8 protein-coding genes are annotated in these 15,705 nt (G+C 69.4%); 5 read left to right on the top strand and 3 right to left on the bottom strand.

The window, feature by feature from the left end:
• Positions 1-85: 85 nt before the first annotated feature.
• The 3 genes from ABT186_RS13265 to ABT186_RS13255 are packed head-to-tail and all read right to left on the bottom strand — an operon-like array spanning position 86 to position 3,804.
• Complete coding sequence (locus tag ABT186_RS13265) at positions 86-1,129, bottom strand: ABC transporter permease (RefSeq protein ID WP_351222470.1); 1,044 nt, start codon at positions 1,127-1,129, stop codon at positions 86-88.
• Positions 1,130-1,133: 4 nt separating this feature from the next.
• Positions 1,134-2,696 carry a sugar ABC transporter ATP-binding protein gene (locus ABT186_RS13260; protein WP_351222453.1) on the bottom strand — a complete coding sequence of 521 codons (1,563 nt, stop codon included), beginning with the start codon at positions 2,694-2,696 and terminating at the stop codon, positions 1,134-1,136.
• 43 nt (positions 2,697-2,739) lie between these two features.
• Positions 2,740-3,804 (bottom strand): sugar ABC transporter substrate-binding protein, encoded by a 1,065-nt coding sequence (locus ABT186_RS13255; protein ID WP_351222451.1) that lies wholly within the window; start codon positions 3,802-3,804, stop codon positions 2,740-2,742.
• Positions 3,805-4,239: 435 nt separating this feature from the next.
• Here ABT186_RS13255 and ABT186_RS13250 point away from each other — a divergent pair, with 435 nt between their 5' ends.
• The 5 genes from ABT186_RS13250 to ABT186_RS13230 all read left to right on the top strand — a co-directional run bounded on the left by ABT186_RS13250 (position 4,240) and on the right by ABT186_RS13230 (position 15,691).
• Positions 4,240-6,471 carry an alpha-L-fucosidase gene (locus tag ABT186_RS13250; RefSeq protein WP_351925073.1) on the top strand — a complete coding sequence of 744 codons (2,232 nt, stop codon included), beginning with the start codon at positions 4,240-4,242 and terminating at the stop codon, positions 6,469-6,471.
• Positions 6,472-6,609: 138 nt separating this feature from the next.
• Positions 6,610-9,498 carry a glycosyl hydrolase family 95 catalytic domain-containing protein gene (locus tag ABT186_RS13245; RefSeq protein ID WP_351925071.1) on the top strand — a complete coding sequence of 963 codons (2,889 nt, stop codon included), beginning with the start codon at positions 6,610-6,612 and terminating at the stop codon, positions 9,496-9,498.
• 644 nt (positions 9,499-10,142) lie between these two features.
• Positions 10,143-11,090 (top strand): expansin EXLX1 family cellulose-binding protein, encoded by a 948-nt coding sequence (locus ABT186_RS13240; protein ID WP_351925069.1) that lies wholly within the window; start codon positions 10,143-10,145, stop codon positions 11,088-11,090.
• Positions 11,091-11,541: 451 nt separating this feature from the next.
• Positions 11,542-13,527, top strand: coding sequence for a beta-galactosidase (locus ABT186_RS13235; RefSeq protein WP_351925067.1), 1,986 nt, complete (start codon positions 11,542-11,544; stop codon positions 13,525-13,527).
• Between the two features lie 31 nt (positions 13,528-13,558).
• Entirely contained in the window at positions 13,559-15,691 is a 2,133-nt protein-coding gene (locus ABT186_RS13230) for an alpha-galactosidase (protein WP_351925065.1), read from the top strand.
• The last annotated feature ends 14 nt before the right edge of the window (positions 15,692-15,705 follow it).

The raw sequence follows: 15,705 nt of genomic DNA, 5'->3' as shown, positions 1-15,705 counted from the left end.
AACTCCTGTGAGGTGCGGGGGCGATACGACCCCGTGCGATGGGGGTGCGGCGCAGCGTGCCGGGCGGCCCGGACGGCCGCCGGTTTCACTCCTGGACCTTGCCGCCCGTGATGCGCGAGATGGTCAGCGCGACCAGGATGATCAGGCCGTTGAGGGCGCCGATCCACTGCGCGGGGACGCCCGCGAGCGTGAGCACGTTCTGGATCATGAAGAGCAGCAGGATGCCGCTGAACGCCCCGAACATGGTGCCCTTGCCGCCGTTGAGGCTGATCCCGCCGATGACGGCGGCGGCGAAGACGGTGAAGATGTAGCCGTTGCCCTGCGCCGAGGCGACGGAGGCCAGGCGTCCGGAGAGCATCAGTCCGGCGAGGGCGGCGAGGACACTGCCGGTGACGATGACGATCCCCAGCACCCGGTCGGTGCGGATGCCGGCCGCCTTCGCCGCATCGACGTTGCCGCCGATGGCGTACAGCGAGCGGCCGAAGCTGGTCCAGCCGAGCACCACGATCGCGACGGCGAACAGCACCAGGCAGACCCAGATGGACGCGGGCATCCCGAACCATTCGGCGGTGCCCAGGTAGAGCATCGACTCCGGCAGCTGGAAGAAGGTCTGGCCGCCGGAGATGCCGGTGAGGACGCCGCGCAGGACGATCAGCATGCCGAGGGTGACGATGAAGCCGTTGAGGCCGAAGCGGATGATCAGCAGGGCGTTGATCATGCCGACGAGCGCGCCCACGGCCAGGGTGACGGGAACGGACCAGGCGCCGGGGAGCAGTCCGAGTCCGTGGCCCGCGCCGACCGGCACGACCAGCCAGGCCGCGACGCCGGGCGCGAGGCCCATGGTGGACTCGAGCGACAGGTCCATCTTCTTGACGATCAGGATCATCGTCTGGGCGAGGACCAGCAGGGCCATCTCGGACATGGTCTGCAGGACGTTGATGAGGTTGTCGGCCTGCAGGAAGACCGGGTTGACGATCTGGCCGACGATCGCGATGACCACGATGGCCGGGACGAGTGCGAGGTCACGGAGGCGGGCCAGGGGTATCCGGCCGCCGAGCAGCACGGTCCGCTTGGGCGCCGGCTGCGTGCCCTTGGCAGCGGCGGTGTCCGCGAGGACGGTTTCAGGCATCGCTTCAGGCATTCAAGTCCACTCCTTCCATCGCGGCCACGAGGTCGTGGTCGTGCCAGCCGCGGGCGATCTCCGAGGTCACACGGCCCTGGAACATCACCAGGACCCGGTCGCACATGCGCAGGTCGTCGAGTTCGTCGGAGGCGATGAGCACTCCGGTGCCGGTGGCCGCGGTCTCCTCGACCTTGCCGAGGAGGAACTCCTTGGAGCGCACGTCCACGCCCGCGGTCGGGTTGATCAGGACCAGCAGCCGGGGGTCGTCGGCGAGGGCGCGGGCCATGACGACCTTCTGCTGGTTGCCTCCGGACAGGGCGGAGACGGGCAGGTCGGGACCGGGAGTCTTGATCGCGAGGTTCTCGATCATGCCCTCGGCGAGCCGGTCCCGGCGGCTGCGGCTGAGGAAGCCGCCCTGGCCGAGCCTGCGGGGAACGGACAGGGTGGCGTTGTCCGCGATCGACATGCCGGGAACGAAGCCCTGGTGGTGCCGGTCCTGGGGGACGAACCCGGCGCCTGCGGCGAGCGCCGCGGGCACGCTGCCCGGCCGGGGCCGCCTCCCGGCGATCTCCACCTCGCCCGCCGCTGCCGCCCGCAGTCCTACGACGGTCTCGGCGACCTCGGTACGACCGCTGCCGGCGGCCCCCGCGAGGCCGACGATCTCGCCGGCCCCGATCCGGAAGCTGACGTCGTCGTACGCGTCGCCCCGCAGCGCGCGGACGCTCAGTGCGGCCGTGGCACCGGGGTCGAGGACGCTGGTGCGTTCCTCGCGCCGGTCGGCCGCCGCCTCGCCGGTCATGGCGGCGACGAGTTCGGCGCGGGGAAGGTCCGCGACCGGCGCGGTCACGATGTGCTGGGCGTCGCGGAACACCGTCACCATGTCGCAGATCTCGTAGATCTCCTGGAGATGGTGGCTGATGAACAGGAAGGTCACGCCCTGGCGTTGCAGGTCGCGGATGCGGTCGAAGAGGCGGTTGATGGCCGCCCCGTCGAGTTGGGCGGTCGGCTCGTCGAGAATGATGAACCGGGCCCCGAAGGACAGCGCGCGGGCGATCTCGACGAACTGCCGCTGCTCCACGCTCAGATCACCGGCCGGGGTCTGCGGGTCGACGTCCACCGACCAGGTCGACAGCAGGTCCTGTGCGCGACGACGCGTGGCCTGCCAGCTGATGAGCCGGCTCTGTCCGTGGTCGTGACGGTTCAGGAAGAGGTTCTCGGCGACGGTCAGCGTGGGGATGATCGTCGACTTCTGGTAGACGCAGGCCACGCGCCGGCGCCAGGCGTCACGGTCGCTGAGCCGCGGGGCCGGCGCGCCGCCGAAGGTCACCGTTCCCTCGTCGGGGGCCTGAAGGCCGGTGAGGACCGACACCAGGGTCGACTTGCCGGCTCCGTTGCGGCCGACGAGTGCGTGGGTCTCGCCGGGCCTGATCGTGATCCGGGCGCCGTTCAGGGCCACCGTCGGACCGAATCGTTTGACTATGCCCGTCGCCTCGACGACGGGCGGGTCCGAGGAGGCCCGCCCGTCGTCCGCCGGGGCGGGCGCGGGAGTGACTGCTCGCTCCCCGTCGCTCATCTCAACCGCCTTGTTCTCGTGAGCCGTTGTTCCGGAAGACCAATCAGCCGAGGTTGTTGCCCCACAGCGCCTTGTCGTCGCTCTTGACGCTGGGCACGCCGCCGTAGGTGGCGCCGTCGGCGGTGACGAGCGGGGCGGAGAGCTGGTCCTCGAGCACGCCGTCACGGACCTGGATGATGGTGCTGTCGTGGTCGGTCTTGCCGGGCTTGAACGTCTTCCCGTCGATCGCGGCCTTGACGTAGTACAGGGCGTACTTGGCGTAGAGGTCGGCCGGCTGCGAGACCGTGGCGTCGATCTTGCCCGCGGCGATGGACTTGAGCTCCTCGGGGATGCCGTCGTTGGACACGACGAACACATGCTTCTTGTCCTTCGGGCCCACCAACAGGCCCTTCTGCTTGAGGACTTGGAGCGTGCCGGACAGCGCGAAGCTGGCCTCCATGTAGACGCCCTTGATGTCCGGGTTGGCCGTCAGGTCGGTCTGCAGTTTCTGGGCGGCGACGGCGCCGTCCCAGTTGGTGGCCTCGCCGAACACCTTGATGTCCGGGTAGTTCTTCTTCATGCAGTCGTTGAACGCCTCGGTGCGGTCACGGCCGTTGATGGAGTCCAGACCGCCCTCCAGCATGACGACCTTGCCCTTGCCGCCGAGCTTGGTGCCGAGGTACTGGCAGGCCTTCTCGCCGTAGGCGCGGTTGTCGGCGCGCACGACCATGAACACCTTGCCGCTGTCGGGGCGGGTGTCGACGGTGACGACCGGGATCTTCTTCGCCTCCAGCTGCGCGAGGGTGGGCGCGATGGCGGCGGTGTCCTGCGGAGCCATGGCGATGCCCTTGACGCCCTGGCTGATGAAAGTCTGCGCGTTGGCGGTGAGTTTGGCGACGTCGTTCTGCGAGTTGGTCGTCTTCAGGTCCAGGCCCAGCTGCTTGCCGTATTGGGGCGTGTACTTGATGTACGAGTTCCAGAAGTCGGTGTCGGAACGGGGGTAGTCGACGCCGACCAGCGGCGTGTCAGTCGACGACGCACCGCTGGTGGAGCCGCTGCCGCAGGCGCTGAGCAAAGCCATTGCGGACAGGGCGGAGACGGCTGAACAGAGGGCGGTTCTGACTCTCATCGGTGCTTCCTCGCGCCGGTCCCGTAGCGGGAGATGTTTCGCCTCGACGACATCTGCGTATCGCCGCGCGGTAGAGATGGGATGTTTATAGGTGCGCCCATGGCGCCCTGTCTACCCCCGCGATCGAATGAGCACCGTAATACCAGGTCATGCCGCACCTGGGATTGGTAGGGGGTGACGCCAAGAAGACAAGATCCATCCCATCAATCCTCGCGCTTGGATGATCCGAATCGGCCATGGAGTCCTGACAGACATGCCATGTTTAGGCAGTCGCAAATCGCATCAGAACCGCCTCAAGCACGGCCAACTACCTTGCCGTGCAGTGCTTTTCATCCCTGCACACCGGTTGACATCCCAGGGAGACATGGCAGACCTTCATGCGTAACAAGCGGCGCCCTGCCCTCCCCCGTCCCCTTCTGCATCAGGGATGTCTCCATGTCGAGTTCGATCAACAGACGCCACTTCCTGGCCGGTGCCACCTGCGTCGCCGCGGCGGCCGTTGCCGGAGGTGTGTTCGGTGCCGGCATCGCCCAGGCGGCGCCCAGCACGTACACGCCCGACTGGAACTCGGTCGACCAGCACCCGCCGGCCCCGGAGTGGTTCCAGGACGCCAAGTTCGGCATCTACTTCCACTGGGGCGTCTTCAGCGTCCCCGCCTACGACAGCGAGTGGTACCCGCGCAACATGTACCAGGCGGGCAGCAACGCCAATCAGCACCACATCGCGACCTACGGCCAGCCATCGGCATGGCCGTACCACAACTTCATCAACGGCGCGCAGGACCTGGCGGGCAACTTCGTGAAGTTCGCGCCGAAGCTGAAGTCGGCGGGCGGGAACTTCGACCCCGACGAGTGGGTGCAGCTGTTCGTCGACGCCGGCGCCAGGTTCGCCGGCCCGGTCGCCGAGCACCATGACGGCTTCTCCATGTGGGACAGCCAGGTCAACGAGTGGAACTCGGTGAACAAGGGCCCAGGGCTGAACCTGCTGCAGCTCTTCTCCACGGCCATCCGCGCCAAGGGCCTCAAGCTGCTGGTGGCCATGCATCACGCGTACCACTTCAACGGCTTCTACGAGTACGCCCCCGCCCAGACGGACCCCAGCCTCAAGAAGCTCTACGGCCAGCTGGGCTCGACCGCGGAGAACCAGCTCTGGTACGACAAGCTCAAGGAGGTCATCGACCGCGCCCAGCCCGACATCCTGTGGCAGGACTTCAAGATGGACGCCGTCGACGAGACACAGCGCCTGAACTTCCTGTCGTACTACTACAACCAGGCCAACAGCTGGGGCAAAGAGGTCGTCGCCACCTACAAGGACGGCATGGACGCCAAGGGCGAGGTCTTCGACTACGAGCGTGGCGGCCCGGCCGACATCACCACCCCGTACTGGCTGACCGACGACAGCATCTCCAGCAGCAGCTGGTGCTACACCCAGGGCATCGGTTACTACTCCATCCAGCAGATGCTGCACTCGTTCATCGACCGGGTCAGCAAGAACGGCAACATGCTGCTGAACATCGCGCCGATGGCCGACGGCACCATCCCCCAGGCGCAGAAGGACATCCTGCTCGGCATCGGGGACCACCTGAAGCGCTTCGGCGAGTCGATCTACTCGACCCGCGCCTGGACGGCGTACGGCGAGGGCCCGACGAAGATGGGCGGCGGCGCGTTCACCACCCCGCACGCCGGAACGGCCCAGGACATCCGCTTCACCCGCAACAAGGCCGGCAACGTCCTGTACGCCACCGTCCTGGGCTGGCCCGGCAGTTCGCTGACGATCAAGACGCTCAACTCGGATCGGATCAACCTCTCGTCGCTGACCTCGGTGAAGCTCCTCGGCACCACCGCGGGTACCTACATCGACCTGCCCACGCCGGTCCAGAACTCGTCCGGCCTCACGGTCACCCTGCCCTCCTCGGCCCCGTACAGTGCCAATGCCTACGTCCTGAAGCTCGCCTTCTCCGGCACGATCCCGGGCCTGCGGCCGCTCGCCGGCGCCCTCGCCGCCACGGACGTCAACTACAGCGGCAACTCGGCCGTGCTCACCGTCGGTGACTACACCACGGCGGACCTCACCTCGGCCGGGCTGGGCGCGGGCAGCATCTCCTCCCTCCGGCCGGCCCCCGGCTACCAGGTGATCGGCTACTCCGGGGACAACTTCGGCGGCACCTCCTGGACCTTCACCGACGAGAACCCCGACCTGCGGGTCACCGGCAACAACGACCAGATCGCCTCGCTGAGGGTCCAGTTCAACCCGGCCACCTACTTCCGGCTCACCAACGCCACCGACGGACTCGTCCTGGACAGCGGCGGCGGCGTGGCCTCCGGCTCCAACCTCAAGCAGTGGACCTGGAACGGCAGCTCCAATCTGCAGTGGCAGGCAGTGGCGGTCGGCGGCGGCTACTACAAGCTGGTCAACCGGACGAACGGCATGGTCGCCGACGGCTGGGGCGCCACCTCCGACGGCTCTCCGGCCCGACAGGCCCCCTGGAACGGCGGCAGCAACCAGCAGTGGAAGATCACCCACCGGGGCGGCGACCAGTATTCGATTGCCAACCGCACCACCGGCCTGGTCCTCGACGGCGGCGGCAACGTCGCCTCGGGCTCCGTCACCAAACAGTGGACGTACGGCAGCAGCACCAACCTGCTGTGGTCCTTCACGGCCGTCTGACCCTCCTTTCCCGCGAACCCCCGCCGCCGCCCGGATTCCGCTCCAAGTCGACCGGGCGGCGGTGGGTCACCACGATGACGGGTCACCGCTCCGCTCCCCCCACGACCACGCACAGCCGACCGGACACAGGAGTCCCCCGTGACGGACAGCGCCATCGACCGCAGACGCTTCCTCACCACAGCCGCACTGACCGCGGGAGCCACGGCCCTGCCCGGCGGCCTGCTCTCGGGCACGGCGGTGGCGGCCGTCCCCCCGCAGATCACGCTCCCCGAGCGCGGCATCCACGACACGTCCCCGGCCTCCTCCTGGACCGACGGCTTCCTCACCGGCAACGGCGAGTACGGGGCCGTGCTGCACGGCGCTCCCGCCCTGGAGAAGGTGGTCTTCAACTATCAGCGGCTGGTGCTGCCGAACGGCACCCGTGACGTGACCCCGCCGGTGATCTCCGGCCGTCTGGAGGGCGCACGCGACAAAGCACTCGCGGGTGACTACGCCGGGGCCAACCGGGACTTCGCCGCGGGCTGGTCGCTGCGCTGGACGCAGGCCTACCACCCCGCGTACGAACTGCACATCGACACGCCCGGCATGACCACGGTCGACAACTACGCACGGGTCACCGACTTCCGTACCGGCGAGGTGAGTTCGAGCTGGACGGACCAGTTCGGCACCTGGACCCGGCGGGCGTTCGTCTCCCGGGCCGACGAGGTGATCGTCCATGAGCTGACACCCGCTCCCGGCCGCACTGTCGACACCACGCTGAGCGCCAACACCGCGCTCACCGGGGTTCCCAGCAGCATGAGCTTCACCACGCGTGCCACCGTCACCGGCGGCTCCGGCTACCTGAATCTGCGCGGCACCTACCCCTCCGGGCAGGGCGCCTTCGGCTACGAGGGCGTCACCCGTGTCGTCGCCTCGGGCACCGGCGCCACGGTCACCGTCAACGGCTCCACGATCGTGGTGGCCAAGGCGGCCAAGGTGCTGCTGCTGACGAAGCTGGGCCGCTACGAGTCGTCCACGGGCTGGGACTCCCAGCCGCTGCACACCCAACTGGCCGCGCTCGGCACCGACTACACCGCACTGCTCTCGCGGCACACCGCCCTGCACACCCCTGTCTACGACCGTTCACGCCTCGACCTGAACGTGCCGGCCGCCGACCGGCAGCTCTCCGTCACTGAACTGATCGCCCGCCAGAACGCCGACCGGAGTGTCATCGACACGGCGCTGCTGGAACGACTCTACGACTCCGGCCGCTACCTCTTCCTCAGCTCCAGCGGCATCCTGCCGCCTCGCCTGACCGGCATCTGGGCCGGATCGTGGGGCGCCGCCTGGGCGGACGACTTCACCACCGACGCCAATGTCAACCTCCAGGTCGCGGGCGGCAACATCCTCGACCTGACCGAGCCCATGCAGGGCTACTTCGACCTGATCCTGGGCCAGCTGAACGACTGGCGCACCAACGCGCAGAACCTCTACGGAGCCCGCGGCTTCCTCGCCCCCTCCCGCACCGACGGCGAGTACGGCCACATGCTCCACTTCAACAACGGCAACTTCCCCGGCCACTGCTGGACCGGCGGCGCCGACTGGCTCCTCCACCCGCTCCTGGAGTACTACCAGGTCACCGGCGACCAGGCGTTCCTGCGCGACAAGCTCGGCCCCGCACTGATGGAACTGGCCCTGTTCTACGAGGACTTCCTCACCCGCACCGACGCGAACGGCAAGGCGGTCTTCGTGCCGTCCTTCTCCATGGAGAACGCCCCCGGCAACACCGGCGTGTACCTCTCGATCAACGCAACCGGCGACATCATGGCCGGCAAGCACGCCCTCCAAGCCGCCATCGACGCAGCCAACACCCTCGGCGTCGAACAGGGCGGCGGTCAGGGCGTCGCCCGCTGGACGGCACTGCTGAAGAGATTCCCGGACTACCGAGTCAACAGCGACAACGCACTGGCCGAGTGGTCCTGGCCGAGCCTCACCGACAACTACAACCACCGGCATGTCCAGCACCTGTACGGCGCCTGGCCGCTGCATGAGATCAACCCCGAGAACGAACCCTCCCTGGTCCGCCCGGCACAGCGGGCCCTCGAGCTGCGCGGCGACCAGAACATCTCCGCACACGGCAGCCTGCACCGGGCACTGGCCTGGGCCCGGCTCAAGGACGGCGGACAGGTCTACGGCAACCTGCGGAAGATCCTCGGCAACAACATGGTCTTCAAGTCGCTGATGACCTCCCACAACCCGAACCTCGACATCTACAACGCCGACGCCGCGAACGCCATCCCCGGCGTGCTGGCCGAGGCCCTGATCTACAGCCGTCCCGGAGTGCTGGAGATCCTCCCCGCGCTGCCCGACCAACTGGCGAAGGGCACGATCACCGGGGTCCGGGCCCGGGGCCGGATCCGGATCCACAGTTTCGCCTGGGACCTGAACGCCCGGACCGCCACCCTGTCCGTCACCTCCGCCGTCGACCAGGACGTCACGCTGATCAGCCGCCGCGGAATGACCTCCGTGACCACGACCGCGACCGTCGCGCCCTCCTCCCTCGGCACCCACGCCAGGAAAGTCTCACTGACCGCCGGACAGCGCACCGACATCACCATCTCCCTGCTCAGCGGCTTCTTCCGGCTCGAAAACCGGCGCAGCGGCAAGGTGCTCGACGTCACCGGCGGCAGTACCGCCGACGGCGCCGGTCTCATCCAGTGGGGCTGGTCCGGCAGCCAGAACCAGCAGTGGCAGCTCCAGCCCGACGCCGACGGCTCCTTCCGCCTCGTCGCCCGCCACAGCGGCAAGGTCGTCGACAGCCCCGGGGGCTCCGGACAGGGCGCCCAGCTCATCCAGTGGCCGGACGGCAACAGCGACAACCAGCATTGGAAGGTGGTCGACGCGGGCGGTGGATACGTCCGGCTCGTCAACGTCCGCAACGGCTGGTGCGCGGACGTGCAGGGCGGATCGGCGGACAACGGCGCGAAAGTGATCCAGTGGCCTGTCGGTGACGGAACCAACCAGCAGTGGCGGCTCGTCGCCCTCTGACCGTCGCCGCTCTACCGTCGGCCCAGCACCGTGTGGCGGTTCTGAGCACCAGGTCGTGATCACGTGTCAGCTGGGGCCGCAGCGACAGCCCCCCGCCGGGGCCCGCGCACCGGAGGGCCGGAAACACGCTGACGTCCCGGCGGTCGACGAGATCGCCGGCCAGCATCGCCAGACGGATCTCCGGCCCGCCGTACGCGCTCAGGCGCAGATCCCACAGCGCCTCTCCCCCGGGATGGAGTTCCGCCACCACGTCGACCGGCAGGGTGATGTGGAAGTCGGCTTGCTGATCCACGAAACAAGGGGCGTCGGTGAGATGCCTGCCGTTGTCCTGGAGCCGCGCCAGGAAGCGGTAGTAGTACGCCCGCGCGGTCCTTCCGTGGAGCGAGCCCTTCAAGCGGATCGCGTGGTCGTCCACGTCGACCGACACGACCTCGGCGTGCGCAGGCCGGAGCAGAACCTCAGCTGGTGGACGCCCCGCGCACCGGTCCGGAGGACGCACCCCCGGGTCCGTGAGCGCGGCATCCTGCACCGGGCGGGGCCCGGCGACCGCTCCTCGTCGACGTGCCGAAAAATGTCGGCAACCTTTGCGCTTCCTGTGGCCACTGAACAGTGCACCGTCGACTCGAGCATCCGAACGGACAGGCATGAATACAGCAAGGCAGGCCGCACGGCAGCGCAGGCGCAGACACAGGCTGCTGGTGGGCACTACGGTGGGGCTGGCCGCCGCGGGGGTCGTCGCCGCCCTGGTCATGGCGTTGCTCCCCGACCGCGGGACCGACGGGGCGTCGGTCGCGGTCGCACGCGCCGCCGGTACCCCGGCGAGGGCCACGACCCCGGCAGGCACCCCGAGTCCCACGGGCACCCCGACCGCGACGGGCTCGCCGACGCCGAAGGCTTCCGCACACACCCCGTCGAAACGGCCGCCGGCCGCGTCCGCCCCGCGGACCTCGCGAACGAATTCGACCACGGCATCGTCGGCAGGGCGGATACAGCCCGGGACCACCTACACAGGGGTCGCCACCGCCTACGAAGCCGGCGACGGAGACGGCGCCTGTGGGTTCGGCCCGAGCGACGACATGATGATCGCGGCGATGAACACCACCGACTACGAGACGTCCAGGGCGTGCGGCGCTTACGTCCATGTCCGCGCGGCGAACGGCGCCTCCATCACCGTACGGATCACCAACGAGTGCCCCCTGCCCTGCGCACCCGGGCAACTCGACCTCAGCCAACAGGCCTTCGCCAAACTCGCCGACCTCAAGGTCGGCCGCATCCCGATCACCTGGAACCTGGTCAGCCCGAGCACGTCCCAGACGGTGTCCATCAGGTACAAGACCGGGTCCAACCCCTACTGGTGCGGCATCCAGACCATCGGCCAACGCAATCCGGTGACGCGGCTGGAGGTCCACACCGGGAGCGGCTGGCGGCAGTTGCCCCGCACCTCTTACAACTACTTCATATCCGCCGACGGCAGTGGGTGCGGCAGCACGATCAGAGTCACGGACATCTACGGGGAACAGCTGACCGTCAGCGGGATCGCCCTACGGGCGAACGTCGTGCAACCGACCCGGGTCCAGTTCGCCCGGCACTGATCGCGCGGCCGACCCGCGCCAACCCGACACCGGGACACTCACCCTCGTCGGCCATGCCGAAGCCCTGCTGGTTCAGGAGCAGTTGACCCAGCAGGGCTTCGGCGATCTGCGTTTCTGGCACGGCCACGTCTTCCAGCACGTGATCCCTTGGCGATAAAAGCGGAGTGTCGAAGCGCATCGACAGCGCCATCACCCCTGGGAGGTCGCCAACGACCAGGGAATGAAAGTTTCTTGGCGCAGGGGCTCTTGTTTCGCACGAAACTTCTCCGTTACCTTCGCCTGCAAGGTGAAGCGCTTCGACAACTGCCGAGTATGGGCCGCCGCCATGAGTCACGGGTTGAACCGCAGAAGCCTCATCAGCCGAACGGTCGGCGGATGAACTTGGCGTGCCCCGGCCCGCCCTGACGCTTCGTCAGAGAATCACCCGTTTCTCCGTACCCAAGGAAGCCTCATGACGGCACGCAGCATCACCGACCGCCTGGGTGGCCTCGCCTTCGGCGGGGACTACAACCCCGAGCAGTGGGACGAGCCGGTCTGGAAGGAGGACGACGAACTCATGCGCCGGGCCAGGGTCAACCTGGCCACGATGGGCGTCTTCTCCTGGGCCCTGTTCGAACCGGAGGAGGGACGCTACGACTTCACCTGGCTGGACGCCCACATCGAGCGCCTCCACGCGAACGGCGTGGCCGTCGACCTCGCCACCCCGACGGCCTCCCCGCCGCCCTGGTTCACCCTCGCCCACCCAGACGCACTGGCGGTCAGGGCCGACGGCACCCGTCTCGTCCACGGCAGCCGCGACACCTACTGCCTCGCCTCGCCCGCCTACCGCAGCGCGGCCCGCCGGATCGCCTCCGCCCTGGCCGAACGGTACGGCGACCACCCCGCCCTCGCGCTGTGGCACGTGCACAACGAGTACGGCACGCTCTGCTGGTGCGACCAGGCGGCGGCCGCGTTCCGAGTGTGGCTGCGCGCCCGGCACAGCTCGCTGGACGCCCTCAACGAGGCGTGGGGCACGGCCTTCTGGAGCCAGCGCTACACCTCCTGGGAGCAGATCCTGCCCCCACGCGCGACGCAGTACCACAAGAACCCCGGTCAGACAGTGGACTTCCACCGCTTCTGGGCCGACGAGATCATCGCCGCCTACTGCGAGCAGCGCGACGCGATCCGCGAGCACAGCGACCGCCCGGTGACGACGAACCTGATGCTGCCCTACGACCTGCGGCTGAACGTGTGGGCGTTCGCCCGCGAACTCGACGTCGTCAGCTCCGACCAGTATCCGGACGCGAACGGCCTCGACGGCGCCGCACATGTGGCCTACTACGCCGACCGCTCTCGCTCCCTGGCCGGCGGCCGCCCGTGGCTGCTGATGGAGCAGGGCACCAGCACGGTCTACGACGGCGATCAGGTGATCGGCAAGGAGCCGGGGGACGTTCTGCGGCACAGTCTCGGCCACATCGCGCGCGGTTCGGAGGGCGCCCTGTTCTTCCAGTGGCGGCAGTCCCGGGCCGGCGCCGAGACCTGGCACTCGGCGATGCTCCCGCACGCGGGCCCCGACAGCCGAATCTTCCGCGAGGTCACGCAGACCGGCGAGGCGGTCGCCCGGCTCGGCGAACTGGCGGGATCGACGGTTATCGCGCAGGCAGCCGTGCTCGACGACCCGGATGCCATGTGGGCGCTGGAGGTCGACGGCCTGCCTTCCTCCCGCCTCGACTACCACGCACCGCTCGCCGGGGCGCACCGCGCGCTGTGGGACGCGGGCGTCACGGCGGACTTCGCCCACCCGGAGCACGATCTGAGCCGCTACCGGCTGGTCATCGCTCCCTCCCTGTTCCTGCTGTCCGACAAGGGTGCGGAGAACCTGCGCCGTTACGTCGAGGGCGGGGGAACGCTCCTCGTCCAGCACGCCGCCGGCTACGTCGACGACCGCGTGCACGCCCGGCTCGGCGGCTACCCGGCCGCACCGTTGCGCGAGGCGCTGGGCATCCGCGTCGAGGAGCACCGGCCGCTGCGGACGGGCGAGCGGATCACCTTGTCCGACGGCTCGCACGGCACCGTCTGGAGCGAGTCCCTGCGCACCGAGGGCGCGGAGACGCTCGCCGCCTACAGCCACGGCATGCTCGCGGACAGCCCTGCGCTGACCCGGCACCGCTTCGGCACCGGACAGGGCTGGTATCTCTCCACCCGCCTGGACGACGCCGACTACGGCTCCCTGCTCGGACGGCTCCTGAAGGAAGCCGGCGTCGAGCCGGAGCTGCCGAACCTGCCGGCCGGTGTCGAAGCCGTCACCCGGCACGCGGCCGACGGCCGCCGCTGGCACGTCCTGATCAACCACACCGAGGACGCCGTGCCCCTGCCGGATCCCGCCCACGACCTGCTCACCGGCCGGGCGGCCCATGAACTGCCGCCCGGCGCCTGCGCGGTCCTGCGCGGCCACTGACCTCGAAAAGGCCACCATGGAAACGGAACCCATGGAAACGGAACAGCGGAGCTTCCGCTGGGGTCACGACGCACTGCACCTCGAGTTCGTCCTCGGCGACGACGGCAGCGCCCGCCTGACGGACCTCGGACTGCCCGGAGAGGCGAGCAACGGCCCGCGTGGGTCCCTGCCTCTGGTGGAGGTGACGGCCACGGGTCACGGGCGCGACTGGTCGGGCAGCCGCCTGATCCAGACGGCGATCGGCGGGCGGCTGCGCCACCGCACCCACCGCGCGGCCCGCGACGGTGACTGGCACACCCTGACCGTCCACCTCCACGACCCGGACACCGGTCTGGTCGCAGAGGTGACCTACCGGTCGCCGGACGGCATACCCGTGCTCCGCAGTGAGATGACCCTGCGCAACGAAGGGCAGGACACGCTCCGCCTGGAGTCGGTCAGCTCGTTCGCCATGGGGTGCCTCACCACGCCGGACCCGGCGGACCTGGACGCCGCCGACCTGCTGTGGGCGGAGAACGACTGGCTCGCCGAATGCCGCTGGCAGCGCGGGCCGTTGCGGCTGACCACACCGGACCACTCAGGACGCGTGAGTCACGCGAACGGCCGTTCCGGCTTCGCCCTGACCGGACAGGGCACCTGGTCCAGCTGCGGGCGCCTGCCCATGGGCGGCCTGACGGACCGCAGCACCGGTCGCACCCGGGTGTGGCAGATCGAGCACAACGGCGGGGGCTGGCGCTGGGAGTGCGCCGAACGCGACAAGGCGGCCTACATGGCACTGTTCGGGCCCACCGACCTCCACCACGGCTGGCGGCAGCCGCTGGAACCGGGCGCCGCCTTCCGCACCGTACCCGTGGCCTTGTCCTTCGGCGCCGACGGCGGCCCCGACGCCGCGTTCGCCGCGCTGACCCGCTACCGGCGCGCCCACCGCCGCCCGCATCCCGACCACCGGGCTCTGCCCGTCATCTTCAACGACTACATGAACTGCCTGATGGGAGACCCCACCACCGAAAAGCTGCTGCCGCTGATCGACGCGGCGGCCGAGGCCGGCGCCGAGTACTTCGTCATCGACGCGGGCGGGTACGACGACGGTGACGGCTGGTGGACCACCGTCGGCGCCTGGGAACCGGCCGCCTCACGCTTCCCCGGAGAGAAGGGCATCCACGAGGTGCTGGACCGCATCCGGGAGCGCGGCATGGTGCCCGGCCTGTGGCTGGAGCCGGAGGTGATCGGCGTCCACAGCCCGGTGGCCGACTCCCTGCCCGACGCGGCGTACTTCCGCCGCGACGGCGTCCGGGTCACCGAGTCCGGCCTGCACCACCTGGACCTGCGCCACCCGGCCGCCCGCGCCCACCTTGACCAGGTCGTGGACCGCCTGGTCGGCGAGTGGGGCGTCGGCTACCTCAAGCTCGACCACAACATCGACCCCGGCTCCGGCACCAGCGCCCACCCCGGCGAGAGTCCGGGCGCCGGCCTGCTCGGCCACAACCGGGCGCACCTGGACTGGCTCGACGGCATCCTGGACCGCCATCCGCACCTGGTGGTGGAGAACTGCGCCTCGGGCGGCATGCGTTGGGACCACGCGCTCCTGTCGCGGCTGCAGCTGCAGTCCACCAGTGACCAGCAGAACCTGCACCACTACGCGCCCATCGCAGCCTCCGCACCCACCGCCGTCACCCCCGAGCAGGGCGCCGTGTGGGCCTATCCACAGCCGGAGGACTCACTCGACGAGGTCGCCTTCACCATGGCGAGCGGCCTCCTGGGCCGCATCCACCTTTCCGGCCGCCTTCCGGAGCTGGGGCCCGAGGCCCGCACCCTGGTCCACGAGGCGGTCGCCGTGTACAAGGCCGTCCGCGCCGACCTGCCCCTGGCCGTACCGTCCTGGCCGCTCGGGCTGCCCGCCTGGGACGACCCCTGGATCGCTCTCGCCCTGCACACCCCCGTCACCACGTACCTCACCGTCTGGCGCCGCCCGGGCGGCGAGGCCACCACCACCCTCCGGCTGACTGAACGGGCGGGCGGCGCAGCCTGTGTCGAGGTGCTGTACCCCGCCGCGCGTCAGGCCGTTGCCGTCTGGAACCCCGACACCGCCGACCTCACCGTGACCCTGCCCACCGCGCCCTCCGCGGCGCTGCTCCGCATCACCCGCACGGAACCGGACGCTCCCTGAGCGCCGACCCTGCC

The organism is Streptomyces sp. NPDC001634, assembly GCF_040298185.1.
Classification (GTDB): Bacteria; Actinomycetota; Actinomycetes; order Streptomycetales; family Streptomycetaceae; genus Streptomyces.
This window is presented reverse-complemented; position numbering and strand designations above follow the sequence as displayed.

Coding starts and splice junctions, on each gene's coding strand:
- ABT186_RS13265 (WP_351222470.1), bottom strand. CDS start 1,129: ATGCCTGAAACCGTCCTCGCGGACACCGCCGCTGCCAAGGGCACGCAG.
- ABT186_RS13260 (WP_351222453.1), bottom strand. CDS start 2,696: ATGAGCGACGGGGAGCGAGCAGTCACTCCCGCGCCCGCCCCGGCGGAC.
- ABT186_RS13255 (WP_351222451.1), bottom strand. CDS start 3,804: ATGAGAGTCAGAACCGCCCTCTGTTCAGCCGTCTCCGCCCTGTCCGCA.
- ABT186_RS13250 (WP_351925073.1), top strand. CDS start 4,240: ATGTCGAGTTCGATCAACAGACGCCACTTCCTGGCCGGTGCCACCTGC.
- ABT186_RS13240 (WP_351925069.1), top strand. CDS start 10,143: ATGAATACAGCAAGGCAGGCCGCACGGCAGCGCAGGCGCAGACACAGG.
- ABT186_RS13235 (WP_351925067.1), top strand. CDS start 11,542: ATGACGGCACGCAGCATCACCGACCGCCTGGGTGGCCTCGCCTTCGGC.
- ABT186_RS13230 (WP_351925065.1), top strand. CDS start 13,559: ATGGAAACGGAACAGCGGAGCTTCCGCTGGGGTCACGACGCACTGCAC.